Source organism: Bacillus seohaeanensis (assembly GCF_042684945.1).
Taxonomy (GTDB): Bacteria; Bacillota; Bacilli; order Bacillales; family Bacillaceae_B; genus Rossellomorea; species Rossellomorea seohaeanensis.
Map to the genome: position 1 here is coordinate 79,675 of NZ_JBHUMF010000012.1, position 23,288 is coordinate 102,962.

At 37.6% G+C, this 23,288-nt stretch carries 17 protein-coding genes and 1 riboswitch; of the genes, 14 read left to right on the forward strand and 3 right to left on the reverse strand.

Going from position 1 to position 23,288, the window contains the following annotated elements:
• Positions 1 to 61 precede the first annotated feature (61 nt).
• The 6 genes from ACFSUL_RS05125 (at position 62) to rlmD (ending at position 6,829) form a co-directional block, all read left to right on the forward strand.
• Positions 62 to 985, forward strand: a complete 924-nt coding sequence (locus ACFSUL_RS05125) for an ATP-binding cassette domain-containing protein (protein ID WP_377933310.1) — start codon at positions 62 to 64, stop codon at positions 983 to 985.
• Positions 978 to 1,745 (forward strand): ABC transporter permease, encoded by a 768-nt coding sequence (locus ACFSUL_RS05130; RefSeq protein WP_377933312.1) that lies wholly within the window; start codon positions 978 to 980, stop codon positions 1,743 to 1,745. Before ACFSUL_RS05125 ends, ACFSUL_RS05130 begins: the two co-directional genes overlap by 8 nt.
• A 24-nt stretch (positions 1,746 to 1,769) precedes the next feature.
• Positions 1,770 to 2,681, forward strand: a complete 912-nt coding sequence (locus ACFSUL_RS05135; RefSeq protein ID WP_377933314.1) for a sensor histidine kinase — start codon at positions 1,770 to 1,772, stop codon at positions 2,679 to 2,681.
• Positions 2,682 to 2,702: 21 nt separating this feature from the next.
• Positions 2,703 to 4,145 (forward strand): serine hydrolase domain-containing protein, encoded by a 1,443-nt coding sequence (locus ACFSUL_RS05140; RefSeq protein ID WP_377933316.1) that lies wholly within the window; start codon positions 2,703 to 2,705, stop codon positions 4,143 to 4,145.
• A 353-nt stretch (positions 4,146 to 4,498) separates the two neighbouring features.
• Complete coding sequence (locus ACFSUL_RS05145; protein WP_377933318.1) at positions 4,499 to 5,296, forward strand: hypothetical protein; 798 nt, start codon at positions 4,499 to 4,501, stop codon at positions 5,294 to 5,296.
• A 171-nt stretch (positions 5,297 to 5,467) separates the two neighbouring features.
• On the forward strand, positions 5,468 to 6,829 hold the full coding sequence (gene rlmD / locus ACFSUL_RS05150; RefSeq protein WP_377933398.1) for a 23S rRNA (uracil(1939)-C(5))-methyltransferase RlmD: 1,362 nt from the start codon (positions 5,468 to 5,470) through the stop codon (positions 6,827 to 6,829).
• 235 nt (positions 6,830 to 7,064) lie between these two features.
• On the opposite strand, the gene ACFSUL_RS05155 is transcribed toward rlmD, so the two are convergent.
• A complete protein-coding gene (locus tag ACFSUL_RS05155; protein WP_377933320.1) occupies positions 7,065 to 8,495 on the reverse strand; it encodes a hypothetical protein in 1,431 nt (476 codons plus the stop codon).
• Between the two features lie 381 nt (positions 8,496 to 8,876).
• Here ACFSUL_RS05155 and ACFSUL_RS05160 point away from each other — a divergent pair, with 381 nt between their 5' ends.
• The 6 genes from ACFSUL_RS05160 to ACFSUL_RS05185 all read left to right on the forward strand — a co-directional run bounded on the left by ACFSUL_RS05160 (position 8,877) and on the right by ACFSUL_RS05185 (position 17,939).
• Positions 8,877 to 10,352 (forward strand): protein adenylyltransferase SelO, encoded by a 1,476-nt coding sequence (locus ACFSUL_RS05160; protein ID WP_377933322.1) that lies wholly within the window; start codon positions 8,877 to 8,879, stop codon positions 10,350 to 10,352.
• 441 nt (positions 10,353 to 10,793) lie between these two features.
• A riboswitch (purine riboswitch) is annotated at positions 10,794 to 10,897 on the forward strand.
• A 247-nt stretch (positions 10,898 to 11,144) separates the two neighbouring features.
• Positions 11,145 to 12,026 carry a 5'-methylthioadenosine/S-adenosylhomocysteine nucleosidase gene (locus ACFSUL_RS05165; RefSeq protein WP_377933324.1) on the forward strand — a complete coding sequence of 294 codons (882 nt, stop codon included), beginning with the start codon at positions 11,145 to 11,147 and terminating at the stop codon, positions 12,024 to 12,026.
• A gap of 418 nt (positions 12,027 to 12,444) precedes the next feature.
• On the forward strand, positions 12,445 to 13,716 hold the full coding sequence (locus ACFSUL_RS05170; RefSeq protein ID WP_377933326.1) for an ammonium transporter: 1,272 nt from the start codon (positions 12,445 to 12,447) through the stop codon (positions 13,714 to 13,716).
• A gap of 1 nt (position 13,717) precedes the next feature.
• Positions 13,718 to 14,728 carry a DUF294 nucleotidyltransferase-like domain-containing protein gene (locus ACFSUL_RS05175; RefSeq protein WP_377933328.1) on the forward strand — a complete coding sequence of 337 codons (1,011 nt, stop codon included), beginning with the start codon at positions 13,718 to 13,720 and terminating at the stop codon, positions 14,726 to 14,728.
• A complete protein-coding gene (locus ACFSUL_RS05180) occupies positions 14,725 to 15,459 on the forward strand; it encodes an exonuclease domain-containing protein (protein ID WP_377933330.1) in 735 nt (244 codons plus the stop codon). The genes ACFSUL_RS05175 and ACFSUL_RS05180 overlap by 4 nt, the downstream gene beginning before the upstream one ends.
• A gap of 89 nt (positions 15,460 to 15,548) precedes the next feature.
• Positions 15,549 to 17,939 (forward strand): polyprenyl synthetase family protein, encoded by a 2,391-nt coding sequence (locus ACFSUL_RS05185; protein ID WP_377933332.1) that lies wholly within the window; start codon positions 15,549 to 15,551, stop codon positions 17,937 to 17,939.
• 420 nt (positions 17,940 to 18,359) lie between these two features.
• On the opposite strand, the gene ACFSUL_RS05190 is transcribed toward ACFSUL_RS05185, so the two are convergent.
• Entirely contained in the window at positions 18,360 to 18,896 is a 537-nt protein-coding gene (locus ACFSUL_RS05190; RefSeq protein ID WP_071413455.1) for a ribonuclease H-like YkuK family protein, read from the reverse strand.
• Positions 18,897 to 19,454: 558 nt separating this feature from the next.
• Here ACFSUL_RS05190 and ACFSUL_RS05195 point away from each other — a divergent pair.
• Positions 19,455 to 20,525 (forward strand): branched-chain amino acid aminotransferase, encoded by a 1,071-nt coding sequence (locus ACFSUL_RS05195; protein WP_377933335.1) that lies wholly within the window; start codon positions 19,455 to 19,457, stop codon positions 20,523 to 20,525.
• A 244-nt stretch (positions 20,526 to 20,769) separates the two neighbouring features.
• Positions 20,770 to 21,627, forward strand: coding sequence for an MBL fold metallo-hydrolase (locus ACFSUL_RS05200; protein WP_377933337.1), 858 nt, complete (start codon positions 20,770 to 20,772; stop codon positions 21,625 to 21,627).
• A gap of 58 nt (positions 21,628 to 21,685) precedes the next feature.
• Here ACFSUL_RS05200 and ACFSUL_RS05205 read toward each other — a convergent pair whose 3' ends face one another.
• Entirely contained in the window at positions 21,686 to 22,909 is a 1,224-nt protein-coding gene (locus ACFSUL_RS05205) for a CynX/NimT family MFS transporter (RefSeq protein ID WP_377933339.1), read from the reverse strand.
• Positions 22,910 to 23,288: the final 379 nt, after the last annotated feature.

The window sequence follows — 23,288 nt, forward strand, 5'->3', positions numbered from 1 at the left end:
TAAGTTTTTCTAATGATTTATGCCCCATACTAAATAAAGAGCGAGTAAGGAGGCTAATCAGTTGAGTGAATATATTTTAAGAACCAACAAACTATCAAAGAAATATAGAAATGATTTCGCCCTTGAAAACATCAATGTCACGATCAAAAAGGGAGAAATTTACGGCTTTATTGGTCAAAATGGGGCTGGGAAATCAACGATGTTGCGTATAGTAACAGGGCTTACCTTCCCAACAACCGGATCAATAGAACTATTTGAAAATGATAACCCCAAGGAGCTAATAGATGTACAAAAAAGAATGGGGGCAATTATCGAACAGCCTGCACTTTTTTCGAATATGACGGCATATGAAAATTTGGAAGTCCATCGGTTACAAAAAGGTATTCCAGGTAGTGTCTGTATTAATAAAACACTAGAGCTTGTAGGACTTACAGATACAGGAAAGAAAAAAGCGAAGAACTTTTCACTTGGAATGAAACAAAGACTTGGACTTGGGATTGCATTATTGAGTGATCCAGAATTTTTGATTCTTGATGAGCCCACAAATGGATTGGATCCAATGGGGATTGTTGAGCTTAGGGAATTAATAAAAAAACTAAATCGAGAAAAAGGGTTAACCGTCTTAATATCAAGCCATATATTAAGTGAACTCCATCAACTTGCAACTAGTTTTGGCATTATTCACAAGGGGAAGCTTTTAGAAGAACTGACGGCAAAAGAGCTGGATGAAAAATGCAGACAACATTTACGAATAAAAGTTGATCAGCCAACTAAGGGAGCAACCATACTCGAAAACCAGCTATCTACTACCGAGTTTGAAGTTATGCAAGATGGCACAATCAAACTTTACCATTATCTCGATGATGTACGTACCGTTTCACGTGTATTAACAAACAATGGTCTCGTGATTGAACATCTCTCACAAAATGGGGATAGTCTCGAAAGCTATTTTTCAAAGCTTGTAGGGGGTGTTGAGCATGACTAATCTTATCCGGGCAGAATTATTTAAATTACAACGCAATAATACATTTTGGGTATTAATAGGAACTATAACAGGATTAAGTGTATTGTTACATTGCCTAATTATCATGGACTGGTGGCTATTATCAGGAACTGAGTTTGATAAGGCTGGGTTAAGTGAATTGAACGCTTTATCTTCATTTACAATACCATTATTCTTTAGCTTGATCGTCAGTGCGTTGGCTGGTTTTTATATCTCAACCGAGTTTTCACAAAGCGGTGTAATCAAAAATCAAATGTTGAGCGGTAATAAAAGAACGCATATTTTTATAGCGAAGTTTCTTATCTTTTCACTAGGATCCTTCATTGTTACGGTTGTAATTCCATTATTAACAGCTATTATACTGGTTATCCTATTTGGATATGGGGATATATTAACATTTTCAAATCTTATGTATCTAGGAAGAGCATTTAGTTTATTTACACTGCAATTTTTGTGTTTTACAGCAATTGTGTTATTGATTGCTATTGCAACAGAAGATAGTGGGAAAACCATTATTTTTACTCTTTTACTCTCCATTGTGATGTTTGTAATTGAAAAATTAATTACCGCACCATTCATTAAAATATTATATGAGAACACTTTCTTTTATCAATTTAGTGAAGTATTAAAGTATACAATGACAAGCGGTGAAATTATAAAGTCCATTCTAATTGGGGTAGTATCATTAATGGTCATCCTTTTATGTGGAGTTTTTATGATCAATCGAAAAGAAATTAAGTAACTTTCAGATAAGCGGGTGAGAGTAATGATGTATGTAACAATAATTATATCTTTAGTGACAATATTTTTGCTCACTCGCTTATTTGCGCTAAAAAAAGAAGTGAAAAAAATAAGTAAGCAGTTGCAAACTTATAATCATCGAAAAACGAACAAAAAAATTGATATGGCACTTTTGGATAAAGATATCGAAAATCTGGGATTGGAAATTAATAAACTTATTGATTTGTACGTGACAGAGAATAGGAAGAGAGTACGTTTTGAAAATGAACAAAAACAGGCAGTTGCTAATATGTCCCATGATTTGAGAACACCATTAACTTCTATTTTGGGGTACATTCAGATGGCGGAATCGGATGATGTTACAGTGGATGAAAAAAAAGAATTATTAGCTATTGCAAATAAACGTGCAAAAAGACTAGAGACATTGTTAAAAGATTTCTTTGAACTTAGCATTATTGAATCTACGGATAATCCGCTGAAATCTGAACGAATCAATATTAAGAATGTAACAATAGATGCATTAATGAATTTTTATGATCGTTTTAATGAGAAAAATATAGAACCAATTATTCAAATGCCGGAAAACGATGTATTCATTGTCTCTGATGAATCAGCAATAGCGAGAGTCGTTGAAAATTTGGTCTCCAATGCTATTACCCACTCAGATGGAAATATCATTATTAGCCTTGAGGAAAAAGATTCAACGGCTAGACTAATTATTAAAAACGATGCGCACTCATTAACAAAAAAAGATGTCGACCACATTTTCGACCGATTTTATATGGCAGATCGATCCCGTTCTGGCAAAAGCACTGGTCTAGGGTTGTCGATTGTAAAAAGCTTTATGGAAAAAATGAATGGGACAATTACGGGACAGTTATATGATGGGCAACTGTCTATTATATGTGAATGGAAAACAATGAACAATAAATATTGAATTTAGGATGGAGTACAGTATATGCGTAAGAAACTAGGTATTATTTTTCTAATGGTAGTCATTTTATTGAACTTATGGAACACTTCTTTATCAGCTCAAGCTGCTGAGTCATTTGATACAGCGGATGTGGATGAATTTGTTACGAATTATCTTGAACGAAATGGACTGCCTGGTGCATCCATTGTGATTGTGAAAGATGGAAAATTAGTATACGAAAAAGGGTATGGGCACGATTCTGACGGAGAACCGATAACGGGAAAGTCATTAATGAGAATCGGCTCTGTATCCAAATCATTTACGGCGTTTGCCGTTTTACAACTAGTGGATGAAGGAAAAATCCAACTGGATGATCCAGTAGTGAAACACCTTCCAGAAGTGAAACTTGACGATTCTAGATGGAATCAAGTTACAATACGTCAATTGTTGAGCCATACATCAGGGATTCCTAATCCAACCATTGTAGCTTCAGCAAATAACATAAAAGCAGGTGTGGATCGTTTACATGACTGGAAACTTCAATCGAATCCTGGAGAGAAGTACGCTTATAGCAATCCGAATTACTGGATCCTAGCTTTTTTAGTCGAACAAGTGAGTGGTATCGAGTTTACTGATTATCTTAAACAAAAAGTATTTTCTCCACTAGGGATGACTGACTCGCTCACGGCTGTAAACTCTGGAGATCCTGTACAAGGGTTACCTAAAGGGTATGTAACAGCATATGGAACGGCAATGCCTTGGACAGAGCTTGAACAAATGTTCATGGGGGCTGGAGGAGTCGTAACAACAGCTTCAGATATGGGGAAATGGCTTTCTATGCACACGAACGAAGGGAAAAATGAATCAGGACAACAATTATTATCAAAAGAATTATTGGAAGAGTCTTATTCACCACAACTTGGAAATGAAAAATATGGGCTTGGTTGGTCATTAAGTTCTCCAAACGTGAAACCTGCTCGCATTTCACATAGCGGTGCATTAACTACTTACCAAACGCAACAAGATATCGTGCCAAGTAGTGGTTATGCCGTTGCTGTGTTACTTAATAGTTTTACTCCTACATTAGAACATGCTTATGAGATTAGTTCGGGAATTATCCAATTGACGGAGGGGCATGCACCCGAAACGAAAGCCCCTACACCGAAAATAATTGATCTATCCCTTGGCGCTATTACATTGATATACTTAGTTTTAGGAATTAGAGGTATTATTCGTAGTAAAAACTGGTCGGGTAACCGCAAACAACATCCCGCTTGGAGATTCTATCTGCGGTTACTTCCGCAATTGGTGCCAGTCGTTGGTATCGGATGGTTATTCTTTATTGTTCCGACACTACAGGATAATAGCTCTACAATAATAGATGCTTTTGGTATTTGGCCAGCCGCGATGCTTTTATTGGCGATTGTTTTCATCATTGGATTGGTTCTTATAATAATGAGAGTCTTTTACCGAATAAGGATTAAATAGAATGGGATAACAACATTTACTGAATTACAAGTTAGTGTGTAAATCATCAGTATTATATCTGTTGCAAATTTAGTATTGAAATAGTTTGGCTACGGCCATTTGAGCTATTACAAGGAAAGTATGAAATGAATCAGTAAAATAATTTTTTTAGAAGGCCTATTTCCTTACCTTAAAGGAAGTAGGCCTTTTCTAATTAAAGGCTCAAATTCCCTGCTTCTAACTGTCTTTCGATAGCAAGTAGCCTCTTGGAAGAAGGGAGATAGCGCAAATTAAAATTTTTTTGTTTTAGGGTGTCCTTTTTTCTTTTTCTTTTCTATTTAGAGAGTGAAAAGAAATAGTAGGGGGTAATCAAGATGAACGGATGGGTAAAAATGGAGAAGGAATTAGTTAAAAGTGAAATTTGGCATGATTTTATTGGACTTCGTTTGTATCTTTGGTTAGTACTAAATGCTACCCATCAAAATAATGTAAAAGTTCGAGAACTTACGCTGAAGAAAGGGCAATATATTCGATCTCTTTCTCATTTAACAGATGATCTTAGTTATGTCGTCGGTCGGGGCCTGAAAAAAGTTCCAGCCACTACTATTAAAAGAGCAATTACATTTCTAGAGTCTTTAGGATATATCGAAACGAAAAAAACGAAATACGGTTTTTTGTTTACAGTTCTCCCTATACGTAATGAAATGGATGCTTTTGACGAAAGAATAGGCGAAACGGTAGTGGAGCAAAAGTGGTCTGAAAATGGCCCAAAAGTGGTCACAGAAAAAGAAAGAAAGATAGAAAGAAAAGAAGATGATGATGAGAAGACAGCCGAGCAGCAGAATGTAGCCAAACAGCAAGAAATCGCTGCAACGTTTATTGAATTTCGAAACAAAGGAACGTATTTAACCGAAGCAGACTGTGAAAGTGTAAAGCGAATAAGCAAGTTGCCATACTCGAGTCAGGATCTACTATTCATGATGAAGCGAATTTTTAAAAATTATCATCAAAAAAATCCGAAAGAAACGATACATAGTCCGAAGTACATTGAAAAGGTACTACAACATATTGGTGTTACAGCAGAGAAAACGGAGGAAAATAACTTACTAGCACTTGAAGAAGCTCTAGCAAACTTGGAAAACAAGCTCATTGCAAAGGAGGTGCCCTTATGATATTTACCTCTATGGAAAACTTACAGGGAAGGGCGGGCACTAGTTGGTATAAGATACCGGTCTCTCCGTATCAATTACAAGTTGCAATCTTGCCCTGATTTTACTAAAGTATAAGTTTAGGGAGAATGCATTAAGGAGGACCCAAAATTGACGAATACCAACGAAGAAGTAATGGTTACTAATATAAAACAATTAGATAAAAAAGGTTCCGGACAGGCAGCGGTTTGGCGTGAAAATGAACACGGCAATCCTAAAAAGTTAAAGCTTACCATCCCGCAGACTCTCCCCGGGGAGAAAGTACGTGTGACGGTTGATCAGCCTGACAGAAGAAGAAGAAAGGCGATGCCCGACGAAATACTAGAGGCTCATCCTGAAAGAACAGACGCTCCATGTCCTCATTTTGAACGTTGTGGAGGATGCGTATGGCAGCATTGGGGGTACGAGGGTCAGTTAAAGCAAAAGACAAATCATGTGAAGCATGCTTTAGAAACGGAAGGTTTTGATCCTACTCTCGTTCGAGACACAATTGGGATGGATGAGCCTTGGCAGTATCGAAATAAAATGGAATTTACGTTTGCCCCAGATGGTTCTCTTGGATTACATGAGCAAGGAAATTTCCGTAAAATCATTCCACTTGAAACATGCCTAATCGCTAGCGAAGAAATGGTAGAAGCAACGATGGAAGTGGCAAGTTGGGTGAAGGATCATGAATTACAAGGATACAACAAGGACCTTCATGAAGGGCTGCTTCGTCACTTAATGGTTCGACAATCGTTTGCAACAGGAGAACTCATGCTAGCGTTGTTTGCGACGGAGGCACCTGATGTTCATCAAAAGGCAGTTGATGATTTGATGGCTCGCATAGGAGAGAAGTTCCCTCATGTAAAAAGTTTGCTATGGCTTGAAAATACAGCTTGGGCGGACCGGACGCAAGCAGAGAAAATTCATCTCCTAGCTGGACGTGATTTTATCTATGATGAAATGGATGGGTACCGTTTCCGTCTTTGGTTTGATACCTTTTTCCAAACCAATCCGACGCAGGCCCAGAAATTGGTAGACCTAGCAATTGAAATGGGACAACCGAAGAAAACGGAAAAAATGATTGATCTTTTCTGTGGTGTCGGTACGTTTTCTCTTCCGTTTGCTAATAGAGTAGGAGCGCTTGCTGGAATTGAAATTGTCGAGAGTTCAATTGAATCGGCAAAGCGTAATGCAGACGATAATGGAATTTCCAATACAACCTTCCTAGCGAAAGATGCAAGAAAAGGAATTGACCAAGTATTGGAGAGTTTTGGACATCCAGAATTGCTGATGCTTGATCCACCTCGTTCAGGTGCAGGCGGGAAAGTAATGAGAAGAATTGGACGTTCCAAACCAGAACGAATTGTGTATGTATCCTGTAATCCAGATACATTCGCTACTGATATTAAGGAACTTGAACCATTTGGATATACGTTAGAAGCTGTTCAGCCGGTTGATTTATTCCCTCATACTGTTCATGTCGAGTGCGTGGCAAGCTTAGTATTAAAATAATTCGGCTATGACGAATAAGACGACTGTGAAATAAATTATTTTTGATATAGGCCCACTTCCTTAAAGGAAGTGGGCCTATTCTAATAAAAAGGGTAAAAGATGGAATGACATAGAACTCTTTGACACTAATATTTTTTTCGATGAACCCTAACAAACTTTGAGGAGTGACTAGTCATTTTTCAACAACAGCCCCACACTAATGTAAAGAATTACGTAGTGAGAGACTGTTATTTCTTTAGAAAATCCACAATCCTATAGTGGTAGATAAAATTAGTCCAATCATAACTGGAAAGAAGCTTTTTCGAACAAGCTCCATTACCGAAATCTTTGCGAAGCCTGCCACGGCTACTAGGGATGACCAGGCAATTAATGTTCCACCGCCTACCCATATAGAGCCCATTTGTCCAATGGCAGATAACGTTTCTGCATCGACACCAACATTATTACCTAATGCGCCTGATAAGGATCCAACTAATGGTAAACCTGAAAACCCTGAACCATCTAATCCAGTAATCATTCCAATCAGCAGGATTCCAAAGCCGGCGATAAAGGGACTTTCTGGTATAAATTGTTGACCAGAAACGACTAAATCAAATAGGAAAGATGGAGATTCCTCTGCATTCATGCCTAATATTTTTGCTGATAATTCTCCACTCCCAATAAAGAAAAATCCAGCGATTGGAATGACGGGCCCCATCGCTTTAAAAGCGAATAAAAATCCCTTTACCAGATTGTCACTAATGTTATTTAGAGACGAACGGACATTTTTAAACATGGAAGCGGCAATAAGGAGAACAGCTGATGCCCCGCCGATTAAAGCTGCTCCTGTTCCACCCTCGACGGAAGGAATGAAATCGGAAAATTTAGCAAGAAACATATAGCTGATGATAATTAAAAATGTTACAGGAACAAGTATGGAAAATAATAAGCTATATTTGCTTTTTGTTTGCTGATTTTTTTCTGAGTCCTCTATATGTTGATGGGGATTTTGATCAATTTTTTCCCAAGCGATAAGGTGCTTATTTGAAGGGCGCAAAATATGTTTTCTTAAAAATAAATAGGCGATAACAATTGCGGTGATTCCTGTAATAATAGATAAAACAAAAGCTCGATCGGCTACGATATCAACATCAGCGCCAGCTGATGTCGCTGTTAAAGTAGGTGCAATTTGGATGACATAGTCAGAGGAAAGCGCCATTCCTTGACCGGCTAGTGAAATTGCAATTGCCGCACCAATTGGCGGAAGTCCAGCTCGAATAGCAACGGGAATAAGCAAGGCTCCAACGAGTGGTACAGCGGGCGTTGGCCAAAAGAACAAGGAGATGGTATACGTAACAAAAATAATGATCCAGTACGAGATATGGCCATTTTTCATCACCCGCTGAAACGGTGTAATCATTTGTTCATCTGAACCTAGTGATCTTAATGAGTGTAATAAGGCGGTCATGATTGCGATGATAAGGAAGATATTAAATAACTCCCCGGCAGCAACTAAACTGGCGTTGAAAATTGTTTGCAACCCAACGGTAAAGGAGCCAGTAAAAATCCAACCAACTAAAAATGTGACGATAATGGAGGGTGCAACAACATTCTGCCGGAACAGCATCGTTAAAATAATGATACATGTTCCAATTAAATACATCCAATGGGCAGCTGTTAATTCCATCTATCGAAAACCCCCTTCTATGCGAAATGACAAGAAAAAATACTTGTGAAATAGATTATGCTGTGCTGTGGGCTCTGGTGAAAGAGTGGGGGAGTATTCATATTTAGCTTTCTCGTTAAAAAGATGTTAGTTTTAGATTATTGTTAAATATATTTAAATTTAAAGAAAAATGATGTTTGGATTAATAATAGTTATTTGGGTAACATTACATACTTAGTATATATCTAAAAAATACCTAACAGGCGTCATCTTCGTGTGGAAACGGTATAATAAATTGGTGGAAGTAGACATTAAAAGAAACTAACTTATGTTTACATAGAAAACACCCTAAGTAAAAGAAAAAGCTAGAATACAAAAGACAAAAGAAGAAAAGGAGATATAATGACACAAAGAAAAGAAGGAAACGAAATAGGATGGAACTTAGACAATAGTTATGCTCGCCTACCAAAAACATTCTTTTCAAGTATTACGCCTAACCCTGTACGCTCACCGGAATTGATTATTCTCAACGAGTCGTTAGCATCGTCTCTTGGATTGAACGTCCAGTCGCTAAAGAGTGAAAATGAAATAGATGTGTTTGCTGGTAATGGTGTTCCTGAGGGTGCCTTCCCCCTTGCTCAAGCCTATGCAGGTCATCAATTTGGGCACTTTAATATGTTAGGAGACGGTAGGGCTATGCTGATTGGAGAGCAAATCACGCCTAAAGGGGAGAGGGTTGATATTCAGCTCAAGGGTTCAGGTAGAACTCCCTATTCCCGCGGTGGTGATGGGAGAGCGGCACTTGGACCGATGTTGCGTGAATATATTATTAGTGAAGCAATGCACGCACTAGGTATTCCTACTACTCGCAGCTTAGCAGTTGTGACAACTGGTGAGTCGATTATTCGTGAAACAGACTTGCCTGGAGCGATTATGACCCGTGTAGCTGCTAGTCACCTGCGTGTTGGTACTTTTGAATACGCTTCAAAATTGGGTTCTGACAAGGATCTTCAGGCTTTAGCGGATTATGCATTAGAACGTCATTATCCAGAAACTAACAATAGTCCAAACCGTTATCTTTCTCTACTTCAGGAAGTCATCAAGCGCCAGGCTGCTCTCGTTGCCAAGTGGCAATTAGTTGGTTTTATTCATGGGGTGATGAATACAGATAACGTGACTGTTAGTGGAGAAACAATAGATTATGGTCCGTGTGCATTCATGGATACCTATGATCCAGCAACGGTTTTTAGTTCCATTGACATTCAAGGGCGTTATGCCTATGGCAATCAGCCGCCTATTACCGGGTGGAATCTTGCACGATTTGCTGAATCCCTACTGCCGCTGTTACATGATGATCAGGAAGAGTCTCTCAAACTGGCTCAAGATGCGGTTTCTGATTTTCCTAAATTGTACCATTCTAATTGGCTAACTGGAATGAGAGCAAAGTTAGGAATCTTTAATGAAGAAGAACAAGATCAATCTCTTATAGAAGAACTTCTAAGTATAATGAAGGAGAATCAGGCGGATTATACGAATACTTTCCTTGCTTTAACTTTTGATAAGGAAGAGGACGCAGGTTTGTTCAGCACTTCCGAATTTGCTCAATGGAAGGATCGCTGGAAGGCGAGGTTGAGCAGGCAGCAGGAAACACAAGAATCCTCTCATCAGTTAATGCGGAAAAGTAATCCAGCAATAATTCCTCGGAACCACCGGGTAGAAGAGGCACTAGAAGCCGCAGTAGAACAAGACGACTATAGCGTGATGGAGAAGTTACTCGAAGTTCTATCAACGCCTTACGAGCATTCTTCGAAACAAGTTGAATACTCCACACCGCCTCCGCCATCAAAACGTCCTTACCAAACTTTTTGTGGTACATGATGTCGGAGTATTAGGGAATATCTTCCTGCTTTTTGAAATCAAGTTGGTAGCCTGATGGGGTTACTTTTATACAAAGTAATGCTAATGCTTTATTTTAGTCAGTATTATTTGAGTTGATGCGAGAGAACGATGAAATAAATCCATAACATAAAACTTTTTGATTGGCCTACTTCGCTAAAGGAAGTAGGCTTATTTTTAATACGGAAAAACAATAAGGGAAAGGGTTCTTTGACATGCAGTACCAAACGTAAAAAAATGGAAAGACACTGCGGAGACTGAAGCTAATTCCCTATCAATATGAATGATTTTCCAAAAACAAACGAATAAAAACCTAATATTCTTTCAGATATCTCCCTAAACACGAACATTTAAACATCTTTTTATATAAATGTTCTTATTTTTATTGATTATCCGGTATATGTTTGTTATATTATCAACGTAATAATTTTATATATTATCACTCGTATAATCTCGGTAATATGGTCTGAGTGTCTCTACCTGGTTCCCAATGAAAGAACCGGACTACGAGTTAAAGTATTTAGCTATTGTTTTTTTAAACTACTGCTATTTCTATAATTAAGCCTTAGTTTTATTTTGTTGCTTAATTATCTATACTTTAACTCTCGTAGGTCTAGAAAGTAGAGGTCGTTCTACATTTTCTAGGCCTTTTCTTTTGACCAAACTTACGGGTATGTCAAACAGCAAGGAGGAATACAGCTAGAAGCAACCCTGCACAGAAGTTTTACATGGAGAAGACAGCTTTCAAATTATGGTAAAAGGGAGAGAGAATATATGATAAATAAAGTATGTAAAAGATACGTTTTACTAGCAATTATTCCTTTATTATTATTGTCCGTGTTGGTAGGATGTAGTTCAGCTTCACAAACGGAGGCATCTCAAGAAACTGATCAAAGACCTATTCTGATTGAAGGTCCAATGCCGATTGAAGCGGAAAACTTTGCACAAAAGTTAAAGAATGTTAAGGAAGAAAAATCAGGAACTTTTGTATTTTACAAAGGAACGGTAGATAATTATCCTGTAATAGTTGTTAAAACAGGTAAGGGAATGGAAAACACAGCAGCAGCTACTGCTATTGCAATTGAAAAATATAATCCTATAGCGATTATCAATCAAGGAACATCAGGTGGACATGACCCAGATCTAAATGTATTTGATATTGTTCTAGGAAAGAGAACGACCAACATTGGTTCAATGAAAACAGCAGACAAGGCTAAAAACGAAGGAATGGATCCAACTGTATGGAAACCGATGGACTTAATGGCTTCGGAAGGAAGTGCAGGAGAAGACCCTGATGCTGAAAAAATCCGTTATTATGAGGGAGATAAGGATTTACTCGCAGCTGCTAATGCAGTGAAAGATAAATACACTAAGGGGAAGATTGTTGAGGGGACTATCGGTTCTGCAGACGTTTGGAATAACGAAATTGATCGAATTAATTGGTTCCACAAAAAGTATGGCACCTCTGTAGAGGAAATGGAAACTGCCTCAGCAGCACAAATTGCAAAAGCTTATGATACACCATTCTTGGGTATTAGAATACTCTCTAATAATAAAGTGAATGGTGGAAAATATAACCCAAATACAGCAGCTGCAAATCAAGAATATGTTTATGAAGTGGTAAAAGAATATATATCTACGATGCCAAGCGAGTAATCGGGAAGTCAATGTAGATACATGGTACTTAATTAAAAAAGGAAAGCAGGAAACCCAGTGAAGGTTTCCTGCTTTCTTTTTTTGAGTAAGGCAATTCCATATTCTTCTCCATTAATATATTCAAATAGATTAAAAGAAAAATTTTGATGTTAAATTATTTACAATAATTATGTTAACTTTTATATCATATTATAAATTTTTTTTATTATCTGATTAAAGCCATATAAATAAGGGTTTGTGCATGCGTGTAAGGTAATAATTATCTTGGGTGTGGGTATTATATCCTTTTTTGCGGATGAAAAATTTTATCGGAATAAAAATACTTTGTCAGAAAGTCTAACAAATTTAGTGAAGTTAGAATTTTTAGAATTTATAATCAGAACTACATTAAAATTTGTTCTGAAGGAGAGGATGTTGGTTGGGTACGACTGTTTTGATGGATAATTTATGGGTCATTATTGGTACGATTTTAGTTTTCTTTATGCTAGGTGGGTTTATACTACTTGAGGCAGGATCAACAAGAATGAAGAATGCGGGTCATATTGCTGGCAAGACAATCTTTACTGCTGGAATTGGATCTTTAGTTTTCTGGGCTATTGGATATGGTTTTATTTATGGGGAAGGCAACGGATTTATAGGATTGTCAAATTTCTTTTATGGTGACGCATCAACGGCTGATGAAGGGTTAGTCCCCGCTGTAGATTTTATGTTCCAAATGATGTTTGCCTTAGTTTCTCTAACAATTGCATTTGGTGGATTTGCTGAACGGGCTAAATTATCCGCTTATGTTATTTTTGCCATTTTATTCTCTGCATTAATTTACCCTGTAGTTGCTCACTGGATTTGGGGTGGGGGCTGGTTAGGTGAACATGGCAAACAGGATTTTGCTGGTTCCACTGTTGTTCATTTAACTGGTGCAATGGCTGCTTTAGCTGCTACAATGATTTTAAAACCACGTATTGGTAAATTTAATAAAGACGGCTCAACGAATGATATTGCTGGTCATAACCAAGTATTTACTGCATTAGGTGTTCTTATTTTATGGGTAGGTTGGTTTGGATTTAATGGTGGTAGTACATTCGGAGTTGCAGATGCATTCTTTGGTTTTGTTGCATTAAATACACAATTAGCTGCTGGTGCTGGCGCTGTTGCTGCAATGTTTATCGCTTGGGTAGTAACAGGTAAAGCAGATGTTCCAACAACCTTAAATGGTGCATTAGCGGGTCTTGTTGCCATTACGGCATCTTGTGGATTCGTTGAACCTTGGGCAGCGGTAGTTATCGGTATCGTTGGGGGACTTATGGTTTTCTATAGTGTGAAGTTGTTTGATAAAGCGAAAATAGATGATCCAATTTTTGCATTATCTGTTCACGGAACAGTTGGTATTTGGGGTACACTTTCAAATGGACTATTTGCAGTACCTGAACTCTCAACGGATATTGGTTGGGGGCAAGCTGGTTTATTTTACGGTGGTGGCTTTACACAATTAGGTGTTCAAACCCTAGGTGTAGTAGCATCAGGGGTATACGCATTCGTCGTTTCATACATTATCCTAAAAGTAATGAATGCAGCAATGGGTGGTATCCGTGTTACGGAGGAAGAAGAAATCATTGGACTTGACTTGAGTGAACATGGAAGTTATGGTTACCCAGAAAATTTGCCTCAGAATAAAGAAAAAGCAGGTGCATAAAATGGTTGTTACGAACCATTCAGAAAACGGTGATTCTGAAGAACATGTAAATCGTTATCTTGAAATGAGAGAGTGGCGAGAGAAACATATTCATAACGCTTGCGATAATCCGACAGTTCTTAATCAATTCCATGATAGATTAATGAAGGAAACTGTTCAGAAAGCAATTGAGAAAATAGAGAGTGAGCTTGGGCCAGCCCCAGCTCACTTTGCTTTCTTTATAATGGGAAGTGCTGGGAGGTCTGAACAAGCTATTTGGAGTGATCAAGACCATGGAATTATTTTTGCTGGTGGAGAGGAATCTAAACCCTATTTTTTAAAACTAGGAATAGAAATTTCTAATGGGTTAAGTGTCGTTGGTTATGAACGTTGTGATGGGAAAGTAATGGCGTCAAATCCGAAATGGTGCAACTCCATGAATGCCTGGGAGCAGCAAATTGGCGATTGGCTAAAAGAAGCAAGCTGGGAATCGCTTCGTTATTTCTCCACTTTCTTTGACTCTCGTGTTCTACTAGGAGATGATTGCTTTTTATCCAAATTAAAAGAACTTGCGTTTCAACATTTGAGGGAAGAACCCTATTTGTATATCCGTTTATTAGAAAATATAAGTCATATAAAGAAAGGGATCGGTATTCTTGGACAGCTTCTGCCAAATTCCTCAGGGAAAGAAACAGGTTACATTAATATGAAGGAGGTCATCCTCTTTTCCTATGTAAATTCCCTACGATTACTCTCACTAAAAGAGGAGATTTTAGCTCCATCCACTTTAACGCGTTTCCAACAGTTATCAAATGATTATAAAGATATAAAGAAATATCAGTTAGATTTTGAGAAGCTATTAAAGTTTCGTCTTTATTATAAAAAGTATTCTAAGAGTTATGCCGATGTCCACTTTTTAAAGATTACTTCTTTATCAAAATCTGAAAAGCAAGAACTAAAGCAAATCATGAAAAATGGTTATAAGCTTTTTGCTGAAACAAAAAATATCATTATCAGAGGGTGTTCATCATGATATTTAATCAGATGGTTCACTTTGTGAAACAATTATCTGGAAGGCTAAGTCCGAGTATGTACGCATCTGTTGCTAATCAAAACGATGCTGCTAGTATTGCGTTTCTTAGGCAGCTACGAAGAGATATAAAAGCCAACGATGTTCTTCAGATACCATTTTCAGAATTAAAGGTAATTGTGTTTGATTTAGAAACAACCGGTTTTTATCCACAAAAGGGAGATAAAATCTTATCCATTGGTGCTGTAAAGGTGATAGGTGACCAAGTCATGGAGAATGAAACGTTTTATTCCGTAGTAAATTGTATCGAACCCCTTTCAGAAGAGGTGAAAGAATTAACCGGTATTTGTGATGCGGAACTTGCTGAAGCACCTTTGTTAGAACACGTACTTAGGGAGTTCTATCAATTTATTGGAAGTCTGCCTCTAGTTGCCCATCATGCCAATCATGAAAAAAGCTTTATGCAGCATGCAACCTGGTCAAGTTTAAAGATGAATTTTCATCACCGTATTATGGATACGTCTTTTTTAACCAAGATTATCGAACCTGAAAAAAATTTGGTAACCTTGGATGATTGTTGTAACCATTTCGGAATTTCCATAAAAAAAAGACATCATGCATTACATGATGCAATTGCAACGGCAAAGCTTTGGGCAGAGAGTGTTCATTCCGTTCAACAACTAGGTTTTTCTAATTTATCGGATGTCTATACTTATTTAGCGAAAATACGGTAAAATTATATTAGATTAACTAGGATGTCAGAGTTAGTAATATTGGTTTGAATTATATTGCAAAATATATAGGAAAACATGAAGTAGAGGTAATGTATAGTATGAATGAAGAGTTAGTAAAAAATGCCGATACATGCTATCGGCTGGCTGAGCAGAAGGCTGCTCATTATTTTAAATCACTTTATGTGCAAGTTGTGGAAAAGAGTTATGTCCCGACCCTAACAAAAGATATAAAATCGTGGGAACACAAGCATATTCATCATTCACTATTATCTTTTTTTTCGCGTGGAAAGGAAAAAGCTAATCCCCGTGAGTATCATAATTATATCCGGTGGTTGGATTATACAGGAAAACTAGATAATTACTTGGATCGAAGCATCTCCTATATTTTCATGCGAGATTTAGGAAAAGACTTAAACTCAACTGACACACAGACTAGGGTCAGAAGTATAGTTGATAGTTTGAAAAATCATCTAGTTCATTCCACAGCAGCAGATCGAGGGAACGAAACAGAGATGATGAGCATGGCCGGGTTGTATCGGATAGCCCAGAAGGAAGGCGTTGAGTCTGCCATGATCTGGGTGATGAACAAACTAAAGACTGTATCTTCCAATATTCCAGAGGGGATGGATGCTGAGCAGGCCCAGCGAAAACTTATTAAAATCATTGCTGGGGTAGTGATGCAAGAGGTGGAAGAAATGGGTGATGGCATATCTTCTAAAGAACGTACCAAGAAACTTGATAAAGCTATCAGATTAGGCTATTGCTATGGTTTAACCTATCCTTTTATTGACGATCTTCTGGATGCCAAAATTTTATCCGCTGCAGAGGAAAAACAATATGCCGATTTGATACGTACTACCCTTATCACAGGGTCTGTACCAGAATTGGGTGAGTGGACTGGAAAAACAAAAGAGTTAATCCGATATATTCATTCGGAGCTTCGGGATGCCTTTGAGTATATTAAGGCTCATCAGCGACCAGAGACAATGAAGTCTTTTTTTGAACAATGCTATGTGTTTTTTCATTCTCAGGAAGTGGATCGTGTAAAGGACCTATCAAATGCACATTACAGCAATGAAGACCTTTATATACCGATCATTTTAAAATCTTCTTCTTCACGATTGATTGTCCGTTCCGTCATTAGCGCTCCTCGGGATGAGGGCTTTGACAACAGGACCTTCTTTTATGGTATTTATAACCAGCTGGCTGATGATTTTGCTGATATGTTTGATGATATGAAGGATGGTGCTGTAACGCCTTATACCTATTATATGAAATATCATGATAAACGTCCGGATCTTATAAATCCCTTTGAATTATATTGGACGGTCATCTCCAATTTAATACATAACGTGTATAATTCAGATACCAAGACCTGTGAGGTGATATTGGGTCGAGCAATAAACGGTCTAAAACGATTTAAAGAACGCATGGGAACTAAAAAATACAACGAAGTTATGAAGCTATTTGCTTCCGGAAATCCAAAATTCAATAAAGTTATCCAAAATATAGTTCGAAAAGCGGATGATGTGGATTTCTTTGATAAATTGCTTCGTGACCGTATAATTACTAATTTGAAAAATGAACGGAAGGAGCAGGAAGAATTTTTAAATACTATCGAAACGGTACGCAATCAGATTAATAACGCCTTACATATCCCTAAAACGGATAATATTTCTTTGGGGAAAGAGCGAATCATTGATGCTGCAAATTACAGTCTCGAAGGCGATGGAAAGCGGTTGAGACCAATAATGACTTGGGTCATGGGTGTTAACGGGTATGGGTTAGAAAGTTCAGCTATCGTGCCACTTTTGAAATCATTGGAATATATGCATACTGCTTCCCTAATTTTTGATGATCTGCCATCTCAAGATAATGCCTCTATTCGTAGGGGGCGTCCAACGCTACATACGATATATAGTGTTTCCGTAGCAGAATTAACCGGTCTCTTTTTGACCCAGAGGGCTACCTGGGAACAAGCGTCTCTTGACCAGTTTGATTCGAAAACGGTGCTTAACTTGATTCAATATTCGTCCAAAATGACAGAGGATATATGTAAGGGACAGGCGATGGATTTGGACTCCAAAGGGAAACAATTGACACTCGAACAATTGAATATGATGAGCTTTTATAAAACTGGGCTAGCATTCGAAGCTTCTCTTATAATGCCTGCAATTCTTGCTCATGCAAAGGAAGTTGAAATGAAAGCATTGAAAAAATTCGCCTATCATGCCGGTATTGCTTTTCAGATTAAGGATGATTTGCTTGATGTTGAAGGGGATCAGGCCTTGCTCGGGAAAACCATTGGAAAAGATGCCAAAAACAATAATTCGACTTTTATATCAATCCTAGGTTCTGTTGGTGCCAAAAAAGCGATGTGGGAACATTATTGCCTTGCAATGGAAACGTTGCAGGAGGTGCCACGTAATACTACTTTTCTCAAGCATTTATTGAATTATATTGTGAATCGGGACCATTAAGAGTTTGTTATTCCTACTATGTGTGTAGAATATTGTGACCTATTAAAAGGCAGTAAAAATCATTAGAGACTTATCTAATAGCACCATGGGGTGTCGCCGATGTTACGGGAAAAGTGAGGGTTAAATTGAAAATAGCTCAGTCTAGGGACTGGGCTATTGATATAGTTTTTTTAGAGACTAGACAGTAAGTAATCAAGAATGTACCATCTTTTTTATTCCGCTGAAAAAATTCCCTAAACTTTGGAGAGTGAATGAATAGAGAGACCAATCGAAAGTACAGTAGGTGATAAAGGTTGTATCTATTTTCCTTCAAGTAACATTGTCTACGTTTTGTTCAAGGGAATTTTAATTACTTGTCCAACTCACATAGATATTATCTTCTTTATCCCATCTAATTTTTTCAACTTCCATCACAACCGGTTATTTTGTATACCGATTTGCGTAGCTCGAGGCTACGAAAGCATCCGGCTTAATTTTTGGTTCTACACCCATAGCTTCCATTCTTGCTACCATTTCTTTAACAAACTTACGTGTTTTGTTCTTTTCTCCAGCCCCGATATCAATATGGCCTTCCATTGTAAATGTGGCTCCTTGATAAAGGTAAGGAAGGACGATATCGACTAATTTATTTTTTCTTTCCTCCGTAAATAAAGAAACAATTTCCTCCGATAAAGATAATTCATAGGAAATTCGCTCATGCAAATGCAACATTTTCCTTGGAACAACTACTTTTCTTATACATGCCCACACACCATTTCCTTCATTTAGTATGACAATCCCTGTTATAAAGGTAGTCTGTGAGTGATGAACTTGAGAATCTGTTCCTACCATTAATCGATAGTTACCACATGGTTGTGATTGCATGAACGTCATAATATGCTCAAACACCTGGTCAAATGACATTCTATTTTCCTGTAGGTTTTGAAACGAATAGTGAGTAGCTGAATAGTTTTTCATACTGTCATACCACAACTTTCTTAGCCAAATGATGAATGTAGAGATGTGAATTCACCCTATATCTTATGATAAGACCCCTTTTATTGTGTGGGAAACTACATGTAGAACCATTTCTTTTCATAGCAACCGAAACTTGGAAAGTGAACTTTTTAATAAACTGAAAATAATTACTAGAATTTCACGTGGTGTATATAAATCAGGTCGAGTGTAGAAATAATGGAAGGTACATTTTTTGCTAAAGCGTTAAGTCTTAAAATTATGTATATTCAATAGAGCCCTATAGTTATTCCTAAAATGAGAGGATATGTCTGGCTATAGTAAATATTATGAGAAAGGATAGATTGATTGAACGGAGAGTGTTTTTTTATCGGCTCATGTAAGCAGATGGAAAGTACACGAGAATAATATTCTCCGCAAACATTTTAGTCAACACTAACAAAAAAATTGTGGTAAAATAGTTAAATAGTTAAGGAATTCAAAATTATATGATTTTTATTTATGTAGTACAAACAAATTGCATGACAGACACATATTAAGCTAAAGATTGGAGCAACGACGATGAAAGATTTAGACATTGAAATCACACTTAGTTCAAAGAAAAAAACAATCCCTCCTTTTGACCAATTAGAGTTCGGAAGGACCTTTACCGACCATATGTTTATTTGGGATTATACAGAAGGGAAGGGCTGGCATGACCCTCGAATTGTACCTTATCAGTCCATTGCCTTAGATCCTGCAGCGACAGTTTTTCATTATGGGCAAACCGTTTTTGAGGGGTTAAAAGCGTATCATACAAAAGATGAACAAATTTTGTTATTTAGGCCTGATCAAAATATGAAAAGGTTAAATCGATCAAATGACAGATTGTGTATACCGAAAATTGATGAGGAATTAGCGTTAAGTGCTTTGAAACAATTGATTGCTGTTGATAGGGATTGGGTTCCGACAGTAGAAGGCACTTCACTTTATATTCGACCGTTTATTATTGCGACAGAACCACATCTTGGTGTGGAACCTGCTAGAAACTATCGATTTATGATTATTTTGTCGCCTGTTGGTGCCTACTATAAAGAAGGAATTAACCCTGTTAGAATTGCTGTAGAAAGTGACTATGTCCGTGCTGTGGCAGGTGGAACGGGTAATGCGAAAACGGCTGGAAATTATGCTGCTAGTTTAAAGGCATCAGAAAGTGCTAGTGAAAATGGTTATTCCCAAGTGTTATGGTTAGATGGAAAAGAAAGGCAATACATTGAAGAGGTTGGAAGCATGAATATCTTCTTTAAAATTAACGGGGAAGTCATTACACCTGTATTAAATGGAAGTATTCTTGAAGGAATAACTAGAAAATCAATTATTGAACTACTAAAATATTGGAATATACCTGTCGTGGAACGAAAAATTTCCATTCACGAAGTTCAACAGGCTTATAATGACGGTTTATTAGAGGAAGCATTTGGAACAGGGACAGCAGCAGTTATATCACCAATTGGGGAACTCTTCTGGCAAAACGAAAAGCTAGCGATTAATAACGGAGAAATAGGGCAGTTATCAAAAAAACTATATGATTCATTGACTGGAATTCAAAAGGGAACTGAACCAGATCCATTTGGCTGGACTCTTAAATTGTAATCATGAAATTCTATTCAGGGCGTTTCCACAAATAAGTGGGAACGCTTTTTCAATTGGGTTAAATTATTTCACTAAAATATTAGTGGGGAAAATTAACATGGATATTTTCAGAAGTAGACAAGAGGCAGGAAATGTATAAAAAGATGAGAGTTCCTAACAAAATCCTTACTAAATAATATACCAAAACAGGGAAACAATATTCTTGTACTAGTATAAAAGGTGTTTATAAAGGGAGGATTATGCGATGGGTAAGGAAATGAACTATGGAAGTGATTATAAATATATTCCCGCAACTTCTATAGGAAGTGGTGTAGGCATGGAGGTACTACCAGACTTATATTGTCATACGGTTCAAATCGTCAATATTCTGTTAGTTGGAAATCCAGAAACGAAGGACTTTGTCTTGGTTGATGCCGGAATGCCTGATTCGGCAAACGAGATTATTTCCGCTACGGAAGAACGGTTCGGTCCAAATAGTCGTCCTAAAGCAATAATCTTAACGCATGGTCATTTCGATCATGTTGGTGCTATTATTGAGCTCGTTAACCATTGGGAAGTTCCTGTATATGCACATGAATTGGAAATGCCATTTTTAACAGGACAAATGAGTTATCCAGAACCAGACTCGACGGTCGAGGGTGGAATGGTCGCAAAAATGTCGCCGTTATTTCCAAATGAAGCTATTGATTTAAGTGATCATGTTGAAAAGCTACCTTCTGACGGGACTGTTCCTCATATGCAAGGTTTTCGTTGGATTCATACGCCTGGGCATTCGCCTGGACATGTTTCGTTATTTAGAGAGAAAGACCGAGCATTAATAGCAGGGGATGCATTTGTTACTGTCAAACAAGAGTCACTTTATAAAGTTTTCACACAGGAACAGGAAATAAGCGGACCTCCAAGGTATTTAACGACAGATTGGAAAGCTTCTAAGCAATCCGTTGAAAAATTGGAAGCGTTGAAACCATCTGTGGCAGTAACGGGACATGGACTGCCTATGAGAGGGGAACTATTGTCTAAGAGCCTAGATAGGTTAGTCAGAGAATTCGATCGTATTGCGATTCCAGACTATGGTAAGTATGTGGATGAAAAATTGCATTAGGAGGTAGCTTTTTGGTATAGGTAAAATCCCGCTTGATGAAAATGCGGGATTTTAATTATTAGTAATCGTAATTTTGGTGTTGTTCTTTCACAATATACTGATTCCGACCAGCGCCCAAACCAGCCAGTATCATCACGATTGCTACTATAGATAAGACAATTAAGGGGAGTGTCCAGGAATGGGTTTGATCGAATAAAAATCCGATTAAAATTGGTCCAATTGCTGCTAGTAAATAGCCGATGGATTGTGCCATTCCAGATAAATCAGCTGCTTGCTTTGCATTAATTGTTCGTAAGCCAATAAAAGTAAGTGCTAAACTAATACTTGCACCTTGGGCAACTCCTATACATATAATCGACACTACTAATAGAGCATGGCTAGCACCAAGCAGGATCCCCATTATTCCCGCAAAGTAAAAGAACCCAATGGTTAGCACAATGCCCTTCTGATTTTTAAAACGGCCAGCCAACACTGGGGCGAAAAAGGTTGTCGGTAGGCCGACCAATTGCATTAAGGAAAGCATCCAACCTGCTAAGGACAAATCCATTCCGTTACTTTCCAATATTTCTGGCAACCATGCCACCGTACAATAGAATAAAAACGATTGTAACCCCATAAAAATGGTGACCTGCCATGCAAGTGGTGATTGCCAGAGGTCTTTACTAGAAGATTGGCTGTTCTGAGTAGCTGTTTGTTGATTATTCCGCCGTGACTGTGGTAACCAGATAACTGCTGCAATCACCGCTATCACTGCCCAAACAGCTAGTGCTTTTTGCCAACCTAACGCCAATCCTTGTGCAAGTGGAATACTAATCCCTGACCCGAGCGCAGCAAAGGTATTCATTGATGTTGTATAGGTACTTGTCATAATCCCAACCTTTTCAGGGAATTTCAGCTTTACAATACTTGGTAAGAGAACATTTCCAATAGCAACACCAACACCTACTAGTATGGTGCCGAGGAAAAGTGTAGAGATAAATCCAGTAGAACGAATCACAATTCCAATGAATAATACAATTAACCCGAAGAAAACAGTCCGTTCATTGCCAAACACCTGTCCAATTCTTGGGGCAAGAATTGAAAGAATAGCGAATGATAGTAAAGGGAGAGTTGTAATAAAACCAGCTACCCCGTTCGATATTCCTAGATCATTACGAATCAACCCAATAATTGGTCCAATCGCCGTGATTGCTGGACGTAAATTAAAAGCAACAAAAATAATTCCTAAAACCAGAAGCACCTGTCTAATTGTTTTCTTTTCTAATGCTACTTGTTTGCCCATACATAGCCTCAATTTCTAATAAAGAATTTAATTTAGTGAAACAAACCAATTATATAATGAAAAGAAACTTTTTAAAACTTGAGACTGGAAGCAGAGACCTAAATTATTCGGTATCACGAGTGAATAGTACTAAAAGCACAGGCTAAGAAATACTCATAAGGTATCAGTTTTCCTTTTTAGTTATGATTAATAGGAAACAGGCCTCTCTAATTAGAGTTAGACGCATCCTCTTATTTAGTTCTTTTAATCTAATAAAATAATAATTTTTTACATAATAAGTGATAAACTCCTATAAATTTTTATATAATAATAGTCAATTATTCACAGTCTCTATATACTATGATAACTTACGAGCGAGTAGGAGGGATTTCTGCTAGCA